The organism is Streptomyces humicola, assembly GCF_024436035.1.
In the GTDB taxonomy this organism is placed as follows: Bacteria; Actinomycetota; Actinomycetes; order Streptomycetales; family Streptomycetaceae; genus Streptantibioticus_B; species Streptantibioticus_B humicola.
The window spans coordinates 83,321-97,686 of sequence record NZ_JANFNG010000015.1; the positions used below are offsets into that span (position 1 = coordinate 83,321).

15 protein-coding genes and 4 tRNA genes are annotated in these 14,366 nt (G+C 71.2%); 9 read left to right on the plus strand and 10 right to left on the minus strand.

The genetic code is table 11. The annotated features are described in order from the left end of the window. The first annotated feature begins 21 nt into the window (after positions 1-21). A complete protein-coding gene (gene cobA, locus NGB36_RS19540; protein WP_255921630.1) occupies positions 22-1,263 on the plus strand; it encodes a uroporphyrinogen-III C-methyltransferase in 1,242 nt (413 codons plus the stop codon). Positions 1,264-1,316: 53 nt separating this feature from the next. Further along, entirely contained in the window at positions 1,317-2,123 is an 807-nt protein-coding gene (locus tag NGB36_RS19545; protein WP_255921631.1) for a TrmH family RNA methyltransferase, read from the plus strand. Positions 2,124-2,186: 63 nt separating this feature from the next. Here the strand turns inward: NGB36_RS19545 and NGB36_RS19550 are convergent, their stop codons facing one another. The 3 genes from NGB36_RS19550 to NGB36_RS19560 all read right to left on the minus strand — a co-directional run bounded on the left by NGB36_RS19550 (position 2,187) and on the right by NGB36_RS19560 (position 5,988). Further along, positions 2,187-3,353 (minus strand): acyl-CoA dehydrogenase family protein, encoded by a 1,167-nt coding sequence (locus tag NGB36_RS19550; RefSeq protein ID WP_255921632.1) that lies wholly within the window; start codon positions 3,351-3,353, stop codon positions 2,187-2,189. Further along, complete coding sequence (locus NGB36_RS19555; RefSeq protein ID WP_255921633.1) at positions 3,350-4,558, minus strand: acyl-CoA dehydrogenase family protein; 1,209 nt, start codon at positions 4,556-4,558, stop codon at positions 3,350-3,352. Before NGB36_RS19555 ends, NGB36_RS19550 begins: the two co-directional genes overlap by 4 nt. Before the next feature lie 125 nt (positions 4,559-4,683). Next, a complete protein-coding gene (locus NGB36_RS19560; protein ID WP_255921634.1) occupies positions 4,684-5,988 on the minus strand; it encodes a serine/threonine-protein kinase in 1,305 nt (434 codons plus the stop codon). 158 nt (positions 5,989-6,146) lie between these two features. On the opposite strand from NGB36_RS19560, the gene cas5 reads away from it, so the two are divergent. From cas5 to NGB36_RS19570, 3 genes are all read left to right on the plus strand, one after another. Next, positions 6,147-6,227 (plus strand): CRISPR-associated protein Cas5, encoded by an 81-nt coding sequence (gene cas5, locus NGB36_RS33840; protein ID WP_372509480.1) that lies wholly within the window; start codon positions 6,147-6,149, stop codon positions 6,225-6,227. 15 nt (positions 6,228-6,242) lie between these two features. Continuing rightward, positions 6,243-6,539 carry a DUF8836 family protein gene (locus NGB36_RS19565; RefSeq protein ID WP_255921635.1) on the plus strand — a complete coding sequence of 99 codons (297 nt, stop codon included), beginning with the start codon at positions 6,243-6,245 and terminating at the stop codon, positions 6,537-6,539. A gap of 191 nt (positions 6,540-6,730) precedes the next feature. Further along, the gene (locus tag NGB36_RS19570) at positions 6,731-6,940 is read left to right on the plus strand and encodes a hypothetical protein (RefSeq protein WP_255921692.1); all 210 of its coding nucleotides are present in this window, start codon (positions 6,731-6,733) and stop codon (positions 6,938-6,940) included. Positions 6,941-7,171: 231 nt separating this feature from the next. On the opposite strand, the gene NGB36_RS19575 is transcribed toward NGB36_RS19570, so the two are convergent. The 3 genes from NGB36_RS19575 to NGB36_RS19585 form a co-directional block, all read right to left on the minus strand. Beyond that, positions 7,172-7,243: transfer RNA gene (locus NGB36_RS19575), tRNA-Val, on the minus strand. A gap of 199 nt (positions 7,244-7,442) precedes the next feature. Beyond that, positions 7,443-7,745 carry an STAS domain-containing protein gene (locus NGB36_RS19580; protein ID WP_255921636.1) on the minus strand — a complete coding sequence of 101 codons (303 nt, stop codon included), beginning with the start codon at positions 7,743-7,745 and terminating at the stop codon, positions 7,443-7,445. Between the two features lie 635 nt (positions 7,746-8,380). Beyond that, positions 8,381-8,728 (minus strand): hypothetical protein, encoded by a 348-nt coding sequence (locus NGB36_RS19585; protein WP_255921637.1) that lies wholly within the window; start codon positions 8,726-8,728, stop codon positions 8,381-8,383. 532 nt (positions 8,729-9,260) lie between these two features. Between NGB36_RS19585 and NGB36_RS19590 the strand changes: the two genes are divergently transcribed. Beyond that, positions 9,261-10,379, plus strand: a complete 1,119-nt coding sequence (locus NGB36_RS19590) for a site-specific integrase (RefSeq protein ID WP_255921638.1) — start codon at positions 9,261-9,263, stop codon at positions 10,377-10,379. 83 nt (positions 10,380-10,462) lie between these two features. Here NGB36_RS19590 and NGB36_RS19595 read toward each other — a convergent pair. The 3 genes from NGB36_RS19595 to NGB36_RS19605 all read right to left on the minus strand — a co-directional run bounded on the left by NGB36_RS19595 (position 10,463) and on the right by NGB36_RS19605 (position 10,705). After that, a tRNA-Val gene (locus tag NGB36_RS19595) sits at positions 10,463-10,534 on the minus strand. A 1-nt stretch (position 10,535) separates the two neighbouring features. After that, positions 10,536-10,606: transfer RNA gene (locus tag NGB36_RS19600), tRNA-Cys, on the minus strand. Positions 10,607-10,632: 26 nt separating this feature from the next. Continuing rightward, a tRNA-Gly gene (locus NGB36_RS19605) sits at positions 10,633-10,705 on the minus strand. Positions 10,706-10,891: 186 nt separating this feature from the next. Between NGB36_RS19605 and NGB36_RS19610 the strand changes: the two genes are divergently transcribed. From NGB36_RS19610 to NGB36_RS19620, 3 genes are read left to right on the plus strand one after another with little or no spacing between them, the layout of a single operon-like run. Next, a complete protein-coding gene (locus NGB36_RS19610) occupies positions 10,892-11,944 on the plus strand; it encodes a chorismate-binding protein (protein WP_255921639.1) in 1,053 nt (350 codons plus the stop codon). After that, positions 11,941-12,768, plus strand: a complete 828-nt coding sequence (locus NGB36_RS19615) for an aminotransferase class IV (protein WP_255921640.1) — start codon at positions 11,941-11,943, stop codon at positions 12,766-12,768. Before NGB36_RS19610 ends, NGB36_RS19615 begins: the two co-directional genes overlap by 4 nt. A gap of 42 nt (positions 12,769-12,810) precedes the next feature. Next, on the plus strand, positions 12,811-13,650 hold the full coding sequence (locus NGB36_RS19620; protein WP_255921641.1) for a GNAT family N-acetyltransferase: 840 nt from the start codon (positions 12,811-12,813) through the stop codon (positions 13,648-13,650). 20 nt (positions 13,651-13,670) lie between these two features. On the opposite strand, the gene NGB36_RS19625 is transcribed toward NGB36_RS19620, so the two are convergent. Further along, positions 13,671-14,213 carry a DsbA family protein gene (locus NGB36_RS19625; RefSeq protein ID WP_255921642.1) on the minus strand — a complete coding sequence of 181 codons (543 nt, stop codon included), beginning with the start codon at positions 14,211-14,213 and terminating at the stop codon, positions 13,671-13,673. Positions 14,214-14,366 lie beyond the last annotated feature (153 nt).

Below are 14,366 nucleotides of genomic sequence, written 5' to 3' on the forward strand. Positions count from 1 at the left end.
CGCACGAGGAGTCTCACCGTCATGGACCGAACCGACACGCCCGCCTACCCGGTCGGACTGCGGCTGGCCGGACGGCGTGTCGTCGTCGTCGGGGGAGGCCAGGTGGCGCAGCGCAGGCTTCCCGCGCTGGTCGCGGCCGGAGCGGACGTCCTCGTCGTCTCGCCATCCGCCACCGCCTCCGTCGAGGCGATGGCCGACGCCGGCGAGGTGCGCTGGGAGCGGCGCGCCTACCGGCCCGGCGATCTCGAAGGCGCCTGGTACGCCGTGGTCGCCACCGACGACCCGCGGGCCAACGCCGCCGCCTCCGCCGAGGCCGAGGAGCGCCGCGTGTGGTGTGTGCGCAGTGACGACGCCGAGGCCGCCACCGCCTGGACCCCGGCCACCGGACGAAGCGAGGGAGTCACCGTCGCCGTGCTCACCGGTCGCGACCCGCGCCGCTCCGCGGCCGTGCGCGACGCGGTCGTCGAGGGGCTGCGGGACGGCACTCTCGCCGCCCCGCACCACCGCGCCCGCACCGCCGGTGTGGCGCTGGTCGGCGGCGGCCCCGGCGACCCGGACCTGATCACCGTGCGTGGACGCCGGCTGCTCGCCGAGGCCGACGTGGTCATCGCCGACCGGCTCGGCCCGCGTGATCTGCTCGACGAACTGCCGCCGCACGTCGAGGTGATCGACGCCGCCAAGATCCCTTACGGGCGGGCGATGGCCCAGGAGGCGATCAACAACGCGCTGATCGAGCACGCCAAGGCGGGCAAGGCCGTGGTGCGGCTCAAGGGCGGCGACCCGTTCGTCTTCGGCCGCGGCATGGAGGAGGCCGAGGCGCTCGCGGAGGCCGGCATCCCCTGCACCGTCGTGCCCGGGATCTCCAGCTCCATCAGTGTGCCGGGCGCCGCCGGGATCCCGGTCACGCACCGCGGCGTGGCACATGAGTTCACCGTCGTCAGCGGGCATGTCGCGCCCGACGACCCGCGTTCGCTCGTCGACTGGGCGGCGCTCGCCCGCCTGCGCGGCACGCTCGTGCTGATGATGGCCGTCGAGCGGATCGGCGCGATCGCGGCCACGCTCATCGCGCACGGCAGGGCGCCCGACACGCCCGTCGCGATAGTCCAGGAGGGCACGACGGCGGCGCAGCGGCGCGTGGACGCGACGCTGGCCACGGTCGCCGAGACCGCGGCCGCCGAGGGGGTCCGTCCGCCCGCGGTGATCGTGGTCGGCGAGGTCGTGGCCGTAGGACGGCGCGTGCGCGGCGAAGGTAACCACGGGTAACCCATTGCGTCACCGCCGTTGGCACCACGGTCCGAAGAAGGCAGTATCACCCTGTGGCTGAGCTCATCACGATCGATGACCCCGATGACGCACGTCTGCACGACTACACCTCGCTGACCGACGTCGAGCTTCGGCGCCGCCGCGAGCCCGCCGAGGGCCTGTTCATCGCCGAGGGCGAGAAGGTGATCCGGCGTGCCCGGCACGCCGGTTACCGGATGCGGTCGATGCTGCTGTCGGCGAAGTGGGTCGACACCATGCGTGACGTCATCGATGAGGTGCCCGCACCGGTCTACGCGGTCAGCCCCGACCTCGCCGAGCAGGTGACGGGCTACCACGTCCACCGCGGGGCGCTCGCCTCGATGCAGCGCAAGCCGCTGCCGGACGCGCGGGAACTGGTGCGCACCGCGCGACGCATCGTGGTGATGGAAGCAGTCAACGACCACACCAACATCGGAGCGATCTTCCGCAGCGCCGCGGCCCTGGGCATGGACGCCGTACTGCTCTCGCCGGACTGCGCCGACCCTCTCTACCGGCGCTCGGTGAAGGTGTCGATGGGCGCGGTCTTCGCCGTCCCGTACGCCCGGCTGGAACGCTGGCCCCGCGACCTGGAGACCGTGCGGGAAGGCGGATTCCGCCTGCTTGCGCTGACGCCGGACGAGAAGGCCGCCGTGATCGACGAGGTCGCCGCCCGCGGTCTCGAACGGGTCGCGCTGATGGTCGGCGCGGAGGGCGACGGCCTGTCCACGAGAGCGCTGGTCGCCGCGGACGAGTGGGTGCGCATCCCCATGGCGCACGGGGTCGACTCGCTCAACGTCGGCGCCGCGGCCGCAGTGGCCTTCTACGCGGTCGCCACCGGCTGATCCCGGGCGCGTCGCGCGCCCGGGACGCCACGCCGAGAAGCCACGCCGGGCCCGCGCCGCCGCTCAGCCCGCCGCGGGCAGGTCCACCGCAGCGGCGAGCGCCGTGCGGTGGTGGCCCGGCGTGCCGAGTGCCGCCTCGTCCGCCTTGGCCCGCTTCAGGAACAGATGCGCCGGGTGCTCCCAGGTCATGCCGATGCCGCCGTGCAACTGCACGCACTCCTCCGCAGCGTGCACCGCCACGCCCGCGCAGTACGCCTGAGCCACGGCCACCGCAACCCGCGTGTCGTCGCTCCCGGAAGCCAGCGCATCGGCCGCCGCGCGCGCCGCCGCCCGTGCCGAGACCACTTCGAGCCACAGGTCCGCCAAGCGGTGCTTGACTGCCTGGAAGGACCCCACCGGACGGCCGAACTGGTGCCGTTCGGCCAGGTGTTGGACGGTGGTCTCCAGGCACCACTGGGCGATGCCGAGTTGCTCGGAGGCGAGCAGCCCCGCCCCGGCCCGCAGCGCCCCGTCGAGCGCGGCCGCGGCATCCGGCGCCTCCAACCGCCGCGCGGGGGCGCCCGCGAGGCCGACGTCGGCGATCGGGCGTGTCAGGTCCAGCGGCACGGGTGCGGTGATGCGCGCCGCCGCGGCTTCGACGGCATACAGCCCCGGCCCCTCGGGGCCGACGGCCGGAACGACGAGCACACCCGCGGCGGTCGCATCGGCGACACTGGTCAGCGTGCCGGTCAACTCGCCGTCGGACGAGGCCCGTACGGCCCGGGGGAACGGCACGCCGGGCGCCGCGGTGAACGGGACGGCGAGCGCCGCCACTGTCTCACCGGACGCGAGCTGCTGGAGCAGCGCCGCGACCGCCTCGTCCTTGGTGTCGCACCCGAGCAAGGCGCAGGTGGCGAGCACCGCGCTGGTCAGGAACGGTACGGGCGTCACGGCGGCGCCCAGCTCCTCCAGGACGACGGCCGCCTCGCGCGCCGACGCCCCCTGGCCACCGAGCCGTTCGGGCACCAGCAGCCCCGCAGTGCCGAGCGCGCCTGCGAGGGTGCGCCAGAGCTCCGGGTCGTACGGCGTGTCGCTCTCGCAGCGGGCCAGCACCGCCGAGGGCGGGCAGCGGTCGGAGAGCAGTGCGCGCACCGAGGCCCGCAGCTCGTCCTCCACGTCCGAGTAGAGCAGATCGGGGGATGCGGGCGTCGTCTGCGAAGTCGACAAAGTCTGCGGAGTCGGCGTGGTCATCGGGGCAGGTCCTTCCAGGCGACGTCCTTGTCGGTGCGCGGCTCGGCGGGCAGGCCGAGCACCCGCTCGGCGATGATGGTGCGCAGGATCTCCGAGGTGCCGCCCTCGATGGAGTTGCCCTTGGCCCGCAGATAGCGGTAACCGGCGTCGCGGCCGTAGAAGTCCACAATCTGCGGGCGGGTCATCGACCAGTCGCTGTACCGCAGCCCTTCCTCGCCGAGCAGTTCGAGTTCGAGTCCGCTGATCTGCTGGTTGAGACGGGCGAAGGCCAGCTTCACGCCCGAGCCCTCGGGGCCGGGTGCGCCGGCAGCCAGCTGCTGGCGCACCCGCTCGGCGGTGAGGCGTGCCACCTCGGAGTCCACCCACAGCCGCAGCAGGCGGTCGTGGAGCGCGGGGGTGCGCAGCTCCGGCCGCGCGCGCCAGGTCGCCGCTGCTGCGCCGATCATCCCGCCCTCGCGTGGCACACGCGTGCCGCCGATGGCGACCCGCTCGTTCATGAGCGTGGTCTGTGCGACACGCCAGCCCTCGCCGATGTCACCGAGCCGGTACGCGTCGGGGATGCGCACGCCGGTGAGGAAGACCTCGTTGAACTCGGCCTCGCCGGTGATCTGCCGCAGCGGGCGGACTTCGACGCCCGGATCGGTCATGTCGCAGACGAAGTAGGTGATTCCGCGGTGCTTGGGCATCTCCGGGTCGGTCCGGGCGATGAGGATTGCCCAGCGGGCGTTGTGGGCGTTGGACGTCCACACCTTCTGGCCGGTGACCACCCAGTCGTCGCCGTCGCGCACCGCCCGGGTGCGCAGCGACGCCAGGTCCGAGCCGGCGTCCGGCTCGCTGAACAGCTGGCACCAGACCTCTTCGCCGGTCCACAGCGGGCGCAGGAAGCGGCCCCGCTGCTCCTCGGTCCCGTACCGCAGGATGGTCGGAGCCGCCATGCCGAGGCCGATGCCGATCCGGCGCGGGTCGTTGTCCGGCGCCCCCGCCGCCGCCAACTCCGCCTCCGCGACGGCCTGCAGGGCGCGCGGTGCGCCGAGACCGCCCAGGCCCTCGGGGAAGTGCACCCAGGCAAGGCCCGCGTCGAATCTGGCGCGCAGGAAACCGAGCCGGTCGGTCGTTGCCGGGTCGTGGGCCGCGAGCAGCTCACGGACGCGGCGTCGCACCTCCTCGGCGTCCAGGCCAGGCTCGTCCGTGCCGGTGGTCGTCATGCGTCACGTCCTCTCCGGTGCGCTCATGCGCTAAGCAAGCGCTTAGAAACGTAACCGACCCAACGACCGGTACGCCACCCCCTTGCGACGTTCGCCTCGCGGAGACATCAGGGCGAGCGGGGACATCAGGGAGCGGGTGAGGCCGGCGCGGTCACCGTGGAACCGGTCGGGCCCAGGCCGCGGGCCGGGCCCTGGCACCCCTGCGCCGTCGCGATGCCCAGCGCGACCAGCAAGGTGACCGTGAAGAAGACGATCAGCCGCTGGCGCAGAAGCCCGCGGTCGGGGCCGCCCGCACCGCCGGGACGGCGCGCGGGCGCCGAGCGTGCCGGTGCCGTGCGCGAGCCCGGCGGGCCGTGCCGCGCCGACGTGCGCGGGCTGCTCTGCCGGGCGCCGCCCTGACGCGCCGATGCGGCGCGTGCCGCGTTGCCGTGCGGCGGTGTGCGCACGGGGCCACCGCTCGCGGCGCGGGAGGACTGATCGGCGCCCGGGGCCCTGCGATGGGTCTGCTGCTGCGTGTACTCCTCGGCGCGCCGCCCCGTCGGACGCTCCACGCGAGGTGCCGTCGGTTTCGCGGCCGGGAGCGTCTCACGGCGCACCACGTCGAGGCCGCGGGCCTCACGCGCTGCGATCTCCGCCAGGCGCTCGGCCAGGCGCGATGTGCTCGGCCGGTCCTCCGGCTCCTTGGCGAGACAGGCATGGATCAGCGGTGCGAGCGAGTCCGGCACGCCGCTCAGATCCGGTTCCTCGTGCACCACCCGGTACAGCATCACCTCGGAACTGCCCTGTCCGAAGGGCGAGTCGCCGGCCGCCGCGTACGACAGCGTCGCGCCGAAGGCGAAGACGTCGGTGGCGGGTGTGACGGCGGCGCCCCGCACCTGCTCGGGCGCGAGGAAGCCCGGGGAGCCGACGGCCGTGCCGACGTGGGTGAGGGTGGAGGCGCCCGTCGCCCAGGCGATGCCGAAGTCGATGATGCGCGGGCCCTTGGGGGAGAGCAGGATGTTCGACGGTTTCAGGTCCCGGTGCACCACGCCCGCGTCGTGCACCGCCACCAGGCCCTCGGCGAGCGCCGCGCCGATCGCCGCGACCTCCGCCGGGGGCAGCGGGCCGCCCGCGCCCACCTTGTCGTAGAGGGAGGGACCGGGTACGTACTGCGTCGCGAACCACGGCCGTTCCGCTTCGAGATCGGCCGCGACCAGACGCGCGGTGCAGCCGCCGCGGATGCGCCGGGCCGCGGAGACCTCGCGTGCGAACCGGTGACGGAACTCCTGATCCTCCGCCAGCTCGGGCCGGATCACCTTCAACGCCACCCGCTGACCGCGCTTGTCCGAGCCCAGGTAGACCACGCCCATGCCGCCGGCGCCCAGCCGCCTGTGCAGCTTGAACGTGCCGACGACACGCGGATCCTCGCGCCGGAGCCGCATCATCGCCATGTAGTCCCCTGCCTCCGGTGGGGAGGCCCCACTCCGCTGCCCGTCTGTCGGTCTGTCGGTTGCCAGTCTGCCGTTCTGACGTGGCACAGCTTACGGACTGACCGGCCGGTGCGCGTGTAAGGCGCCGCCAGCGCCAACGGTGGGAATGTCAGTGGGCGGTGGGATCCTGGGGTCATGGGGAACGGTCCGCCGAGGCGCCGGGGCGGAGCTTGCCCCCGCCATCAACAGTCCGCCCATGAAGGGGGATTGACGGCATGAAAGGTGACCGCGTGGAGATAGTCGTCGATGCCGGTGACACGATACGTACATATGACGTAGTGGCCACTCGTGCGGGACGGCGGGTGGAGACGGCGGTATGGCGTGGTGTGGTCGAGGTGAGCGAAGTCACCAGGAGCGGTTCCGTGGTACGCACGGCACGGTTCATGTCCAGCCGTGTCCTCGCCCTGGTCGAGCAACCGGTGGAGCGCGACGACGAGCAGGCGGACGCGGAGTCGGCGCGCCCGCGGCGCCGTGCGGCGGCCCTCCCCTCCGGGATCACCCCGGAACCCTGAGAGGCGCCTCCACCCAGCGGAGTATGCCGCCGCCTACGGAGTCATCCTCCGGGAGGCCAGGCAAGCGGTACGACGGCATGACGACCCTGGCTTGGCGCGCGCCTACTGTTGAGGCCAAGCGGCGGGCGCAGCACTCGTCCCCCGAGGCCAGACGCCCGTCGCTCCACGTTGAGGACCACGGGGAGAGCATGATGACGGACACGGCGATACGTGCGGTCAGGCGCGCCCGCGACCTGACCTCTGCGGCCCTGTCCGGGGAGCGCCGCGCCTCGGGGACCCGCCACCCGCTGGCGGCCGCCGCGATGGCGGTGCCGCCGGCCGTGCTGCTCGTCGTCGCGTTCGGCGGCTGGCACGCCGTGGTCATACAGGCGTCGTCCGTAGCCGGGTTGATGGGGCGCTGAGCGGCGCCCCGGGGTCCGGGAGAGCGGCCCGGACGGGGACACCGGCGAAAACCCCGTGGGGACGGGGGCGAGCGGACGGCAGGAGAGCCCGGACACCTGGGGGAGGTGTCCGGGCCTCACATTCTGCAGAGCAGAGGTGCTTCCGGCGTGTCCGGCGCAGGGATGCAGAACCGGAAGAGGGACGCAAAAGGCGGAGGCCGGGGCTGTGGCCCCGGCCTCCGCCGTGCGGTGTGGACGATACTGGGATTGAACCAGTGACCTCTTCCGTGTCAGGGAAGCGCTCTCCCGCTGAGCTAATCGTCCTCGTCGCCCTGGCGACGTGGAAGACAGTAGCGCATCCGCCGCCACCTGCGCCAATTCGGCTCCGGGGTCCGGGTCCGTCCGTCGTCGTCCGTGAGCGTCTGCCTCGGGTGGCTCCCTGAGTGGCTCCCCCGGTGGCTCCCTGGCCTACGCGAGGAAGGCTCCTCCGCTCGATCGAGACGGAGGAGCCCGATCAAGGAAGCTACCCTCCTGGTGCGATTGCTTCAGCCAGCGTGTTGTGGACCGACGGAGTGAGGCCATGGGTACCGCCCATGATCCGGAAGAGCCGTTCCACGCGGCCCGGGGAGACCACGAAGCGAACCGTGTGCCCTTTCTGCTGTGCCTTGCGGTGGACCGCATTGAGCATGCCCAACCCGTAGGCGTCGCAAAAGCTGACATCGGTCAGGTCCACGATGACCTGGGTCGGCTTGCCGTGGTCGGCCAGGAGATCGTTGACGTATCCGCGGAGCTGTGAGGCTGTGGCCAGGTCGATTTGGCCTGCCACGATAGCGACCGTCCAGCCGTCGACGCGGCTCGACGACAGGTCCAGGTGTGCCGCTACTCCCTTCCCATTCGTTGATTGGCCGGCCATAGGTATCTCCGCTGGTGGTCATTGCCCCCCTCACTTTGATCATCATTCCGCCGGGAGGATGCAGATAGAGTCGTCCGGCCTCTGGCGAATGCACCATTCGTCACGTAGCCGGGGGTGGTTGAGGCCCGACGGGCCCATGCCATTGAGACCATCCATCTGGCCAGACACGCGGGCGGGTTCGGCACGTGCCCGAGAGGTCGGCGTAGCGGCTTTGGGCTGCCATGGGGCTAGAGATCATGGGGCCTCACGCTGGTTCGCGAATCGGGCTGGTGGCGCCTTGCCCATCGGCAGTAGCCCGTCTACTGATCAGCCGCCCGGCTGACCAGCGAGACAGAACAAGCCCACGACTCTGACCAGTTCAGATGCCCGTCGGCTTCTGTCAACGTTGGCCGACCTCACACGGCCCAGAGAAGCCCCGGACTTGGCGTCCCGGCCGTCGCTGTGGGACGAGGCCCCATCCGCACGGATGGGGCCTCTGGACGGACGCGTGATCCGGCTCGACGGCACGCGGCAGGAGCTGATGGATGGCCCACCTGTTCGCTTCGTGATCAGTGCTCGTCGCGACGGTGTTGGCGATGGTTGTCGCGACGGTGTTGGCGATGGTGGTGGCCGTTGATCTCGATCTTGTTGATGGTCTTGATCGTGATGATGAATACCTCGCACCGACGATGACGTTGCTTGTGTTCCTTCTGCGGCTTGCGCTCCTTCTTCGAAACGCCGATACCGTTTTCCTTGTGCTCAGGGTGCACCTTGACGCACTTGACCACGCGCGTGGCTTTCGGGTGCTTGTCGTGGTGCCTTGCCGGGGAGTGGCCGGCGGCGAGTGCCGTCGGGGTGCTGAGGGCGAGAACCGCTACGCCGCTGAGGGCTGTGGTCGCTATTCGTGTGAGGCGCATGGGAGAACCTCCGCCTTCTGAGCGCAGCGCCGGGCCTTTACGCGCCGAAGTCAATTAACTGCGCTCTGTGCGTGACCGACGCTAGGTAACCCCCATCGCCCCTGCCATCCAGATAATCCATTAGAGGTACTACGCGCGCAGCCATGGACTGAGGTCGGTGGAGCGGCTTTGGGCTGGAGCTGCCATGGGGCGAGAGATCGGGGCCCGTAAGCTGTTGGCGACTCGGGCGGTCTGTGGACCTGCCCGCTAAGGCCCGATGTGGGCCCCGATCTTCGAGGCTCGCCTCAGTGTGAGCCTGGTTGTGGCCTGGTCGTCTTGATAGGCGCAGGGTCGGTCGTAGTCGGTGGGTGGCTCGGAGGCTCGCTGCTCTGCTGAGGGGCTTGCTTGGGATTTGTCCCCGCCGGCTGCGGCTCGGGCTGACCGGATGTGGCTTGATAGGAGAGTGGCAGCAGCCTTGCCCGGCGGAGCCGGGGCCGGAGCGGGGCGAAGGCAGGAGCGTCGGCCCCGGCGGTGAGCCGGGGCGCGTGCCGCCTTGATCTACTGGGACGAGTCGAAACAGCGCTGGGTCGGGGCGATTTCGCTCGGTTACACGCCGTCAGGACGACGTCGCCGTCCCAAGGTCTATGGCAAGACCAAGACCGAGGTGCGCGGCAAGCTTCGTGAGCTGCGGAAGGAGTTGGAGGTTGGCGACCGTACGCCAGCGAACTACGCCGTGGCGGACGCCGTGAACGACTGGCTGGCTAGGGGGCTCAAGGGCCGTGACCCGGCGACCGTGAGCAAGAACCGCATCCTGGCCGAGAAACATGTCTTGCCCCTGCTGGGCCGTGCGAAGTTGCGGGAGCTGACCGCCGACGATGTGGACGACTGGTTGGATGATCGTGCTGAGGTGCTGGCCACGTCGTCGCTCCGTGTTGTGCTGTCGATCTTGCGGCGGTCGATCGATCACGCGATGCGGCGGGACAAGGTACGGCGCAACGTCACGTTGCTTGTCGAGGTGCCCGAAGGACAGGCCGGACGGCCGAGCAAGTCACTGACCTTGGACCAAGCCCGAGCGGTGCTGGCTGCGGCGCGGTGGTCTCGGCTCTATGCGTACGTGGTGCTCTCGTTGCTGGTTGGCGTGCGGACCGAGGAGGCACGGTCGATGACCTGGAAGCACGTTCACTTGCGCCCGGCTGGCGACGTGCCCCCGCATGCGGAGGTCTGGCGTTCGGTGCGGCGGCATGGGGACACCAAGACCCGCAAGAGCCGTCGGACGCTCAAGCTGCCCGCGCTGGTTGTCGCAGCCCTGGTAGAGCATCGCTACCGACAGCAAGATGAACGGATCGCCTACGGGCTGCTGTGGGACGCCTCCGACTTGGTGTTCGCCACGACCACCGGTCAGGTGCTCGATGCTGCCAACGTGCGCCGGGCGTTTCGTTCGATCGTCAAGGCGGCGGGGTTGGCGCCGGAGTGGACGCCTCGGGAGTTGCGGCACAGCTTCGTGTCGCTGATGTCCGATCACGGCATCCCGGTGGAGAAGATCGCCCGCGTGGTCGGCCACGGCAGCACGACCACGACGGAGGTCGTCTACCGGAAGCAGATCCGACCGGTGATCACCGAGGGGGCCGACACCATGGATGTGATCTTCGGCGAGCCGGCTCACGAGGCTTGATCAATCCGCCGGTGGCTCCCCGGTTTGGCTCCCCGCACACCACAAGGGCCTGATCCAACGAGTGGATCAGGCCCTTGACCTTGTGGACGATACTGGGATTGAACCAGTGACCTCTTCCGTGTCAGGGAAGCGCTCTCCCGCTGAGCTAATCGTCCGAGGTGGAGACGGGATTTGAACCCGTGTAGACGGCTTTGCAGGCCGTTGCCTCGCCTCTCGGCCACTCCACCAGTGTGGGGGCCAACGACCCCCATCGAGCGGACGACGGGATTCGAACCCGCGACCCTCACCTTGGCAAGGTGATGCTCTACCAACTGAGCCACGTCCGCGTGCGTCGTGATCCCGGGGCGCTCCGCGTCCCGGCGACGTGTTGAACTCTAGCGGATTCCCGCGTCAGCTCAAATTCCGTTTGCGCTGCGTGCCGCGCGGATGACCAGCACTTCTCCTACGGCGCCTCTTCCGGCCTCCCGGTACTGTCACCGGTTGAGAGCTGCTGCACGCACCAGGGAGATACCGTGTCCGACCTCTCGCCGATGGCCAGATTCGGCGATCTGCTCGCCTGTGACCTGCGCGATGTCACCACCGACCTCGGCGCTCTCGACTCCCGTGGGTTCTGGGTGGTGGCCGCCGGTTTCGAGGGGCGGACGGTGTGCGCGCGCTTCGGACGGGTGATCACCGCGCCCGGGGCCGCCGGGCACGACTGGCACGGTCCCGACCGCGGCGCGTGGACCTCGTCGCTCGGACGCCAGGAGTACATGGCCGGGGTGCGCCGCATCCGCGAGTACATCGCGGCCGGCGACGTCTACCAGGCCAATCTCTGCCGCGTGCTCACCGCACCGCTGCCGCGGCCCCAGGACGCCGACATCGCCTCCCTCGCGGCCGTGCTGGAGCGCGGCAACCCCGCCCCCTACGCCGGGGTGATACGCCTGCCCGCACACGGGGTCGAGATCGCCACCGCCTCCCCCGAGCTCTTCCTGCGGCGTGACGGCCGCACCGTGGAATCGGGACCGATCAAGGGCACCGGCCGCAGCGCTGCCGACCTGCTGGACAAGGACCACGCCGAGAACGTGATGATCGTCGATCTGGTCCGCAACGACCTGGGACGCGTCTGCGCACCCGGCTCGGTCACCGTGCCGTCGCTCTGCGCCGTCGAGCCCCATCCGGGCCTGGTGCACCTGGTCTCGACGGTCCGCGGCGAGCTGCGCGACGGCGCCGGATGGCCCGAGCTGTTCGAGGCCACCTTCCCGCCCGGGTCGGTCACCGGCGCGCCGAAGTCCAGCGCCCTGCGGATCATCCACGCGCTGGAGGCGTCCCCGCGCGGGCCGTACTGCGGCGGTATCGGCTGGGTGGACGCCGACCGCCGCACCGCCGCCGTCGCGGTCGGGATCCGCACCTTCTGGATCGAGCGCACAGCCCCGGGCGGCCCCGTCCTGCGATTCGGCACGGGCGCCGGCATCACCTGGGGCTCGGATCCCGAGCGGGAATGGGACGAGACCGAACTGAAGGCCGCACGGCTGCTGGCGGTAGCGTCGGGTGTACACGAGACGATCGGAGGTGCAGGGCGTTGACGCAGCAGATCTGGGTGGACGGCGGGCTCAAGGACGCCGACGGCGCGACGGTGTCCGTCTTCGACCACGGACTGACCGTCGGGGACGGCGTTTTCGAGACGCTCAAGGCGGTCGACGGCATCGCGTTCGCGATGGACCGGCATGTCGCCCGGCTCGCCCGCTCCGCGCGCGGACTGGGACTGCCCGAGCCGGACGCGGACGAGGTCCGGCGCGCGTGCGCCGCCGTGCTCGAAGCCAACCCGATGCCCTGTGGGCGGCTGCGCGTCACCTACACCGGCGGAGTCTCCCCGCTCGGCTCCGACCGGGGCCACAGCGGCCCGACCCTCGTTGTCGCACTCGGCGAGAGTTCGCCCCGCCCGGACACCACGGCCGTTGTCACCGTCCCCTGGGCGCGCAACGAGAAGGGCGCGCTCGCCGGGTTGAAGTCCACCTCGTACGCCGAGAACGTCGTTGCGCTCGCGCGCGCCCACGAACACGGCGCCACCGAGGCGCTCTTCGCCAACACCCAGGGCAGGCTGTGCGAGGGCACCGGCTCCAACGTCTTCGTCGTCGTCGACGGCGAGCTGCTCACCCCGCCCCTCGCCGCCGGATGCCTCGCAGGGATCACCCGCGAGCTGGTCGTCGAGTGGGTCGGCGCGCGCGAGGCGGATCTGCCGTTCGAGATCCTCGCCGAGGCCGACGAGATCTTTCTGACCTCGTCCCTGCGCGACGTGCAGGCCGTGCACCGGGTGGACGATCGCGAACTGCCGGGCGCGCCGGGACCCGTCACCGCCAAGGCGATGCGCGTCTTCGCCGAGCGCTCGGCCGCCGATCCGAACCCGTGAACCGGTGACGTGGCGGGGGAGGACACAGCGGGGAGTGACACGATGACCACCACCTTGCGCCCCGTCGGACCGGAAAGGCTCGGCGACGACGGAGCACGCTCGCGGCGCTTCGCCGTGTGCGTCAACGGCCGCCCCGTCGGCGCGGTCGAACTCGCCACCGACACGCGCCTTGGCGCCTACGAAGGGCGGATCGTTTCACTCGCCGTCGACGAGCCGGACCGGCGGCGCGGACGCGGTACGGTCGCCGCCCTCGCCGCGGAGGAGGTGCTGCGCGGCTGGGGCTGCCGCCGGATCGAGGCGGCCGTCCCCGAGAGCGCCGGCGCGGCGCTGCGCCTCGCTACGGCGCTTGGCTACACCGAGCGCAACCGCACCATGCTCAAGCAGCTGGACGCCACCCCGCCCGAGCTCCCCGACGGCTGCTCGGTACGGCCGATGGGGGAAGACGAGTACGCCCGCTGGCACGTCGACGAGCGCGACCGCTTCATCCGCAGCCTGGCGGAGCACGGCGTGCCGTACGAGCGCGCGGTGGCGAAGGCCGACGCCACCTACCACAGAACGCTTCCGGACGGTGTGCACACCGCCGATACGGCCCTGCGCCTGCTCGCTCACCACGGCACCGACGTCGGCCGGCTGTGGCTGCGGCTGCGCGACCCGGCCGACGCTCAGGTCCCGGCGCGGGTCTACGACGTCGAGGTGGACGAGCAGCACCGCGGCCGCGGACACGGGCGGACGCTGATGCTGGCCGCCGAGCGGGAGTGCCTGGCCGCCGGGGTGCGCAGCCTCGGACTCAACGTCTCCGCCGGCAACGCCCCTGCACTGCGCCTGTACACCTCGCTGGGCTACCGCACCACGACCCGCTTCATGGCCAAGGAGCTGTTCTAGCCTGATCCAGCCCGTCTGATCTAGCCCGCGGCGCCCTCGCCGGCGAGCAGTTCGTCGGCGATCCGCTCGATCCGCTCCCGCAGCCCCTCCTGGCTCTTGCCGCCGTCGAGCCGCACTCCGCCGATGACGTACGACGGTGTGCCGGTGATCCCGATCGCCTTGCCCTCGGCCTGGTCGGCGTCGACGGTGAGGGTGTGACGGCCGTCGATCAGCGCGGTGTCCACCTCCTCGGCGTCGAGTCCGAGCTCGTCCGCGATCTCCACCAGGAGCCGCTCGCCCCGCGAGCCCAGCTCTTCGGCGCGCCCCAGCACCGCTTCCACGTACGGCCAGCCGCGTCCCTGCGCGAAAGCTTCCTCGGCGGCCTGAGCGGCGGCGAAGGAGTGCTGGTGCTTGTCCAAGGGGAAGTGGCGCAGCTCGATCCGCAGTGCGTCGCCGTACCGGGCGCGCAGGACGTGCAGATCCTGCAGGGCGGTGCGGCAGTCGGGGCACTGCAGCTCGCACCAGACTTCCAGTACCGGGGGCAGTGCCGAGGGCCGGGCGGATGGGGGCGGGGCATCGTTCATGCACTCAGTCTCCCAGTGCCGTCGGGCAGTACCCGCGCCCGCCCCTCGCACCTGGGGAGGAGCCGCACCCCGAGATGTCCCTGAAGACCGGTCGCCGCACGGTCCGCAGGACCGTCGGGCGGTGCACGATGGGAGTGGACGCACATCCCGGCG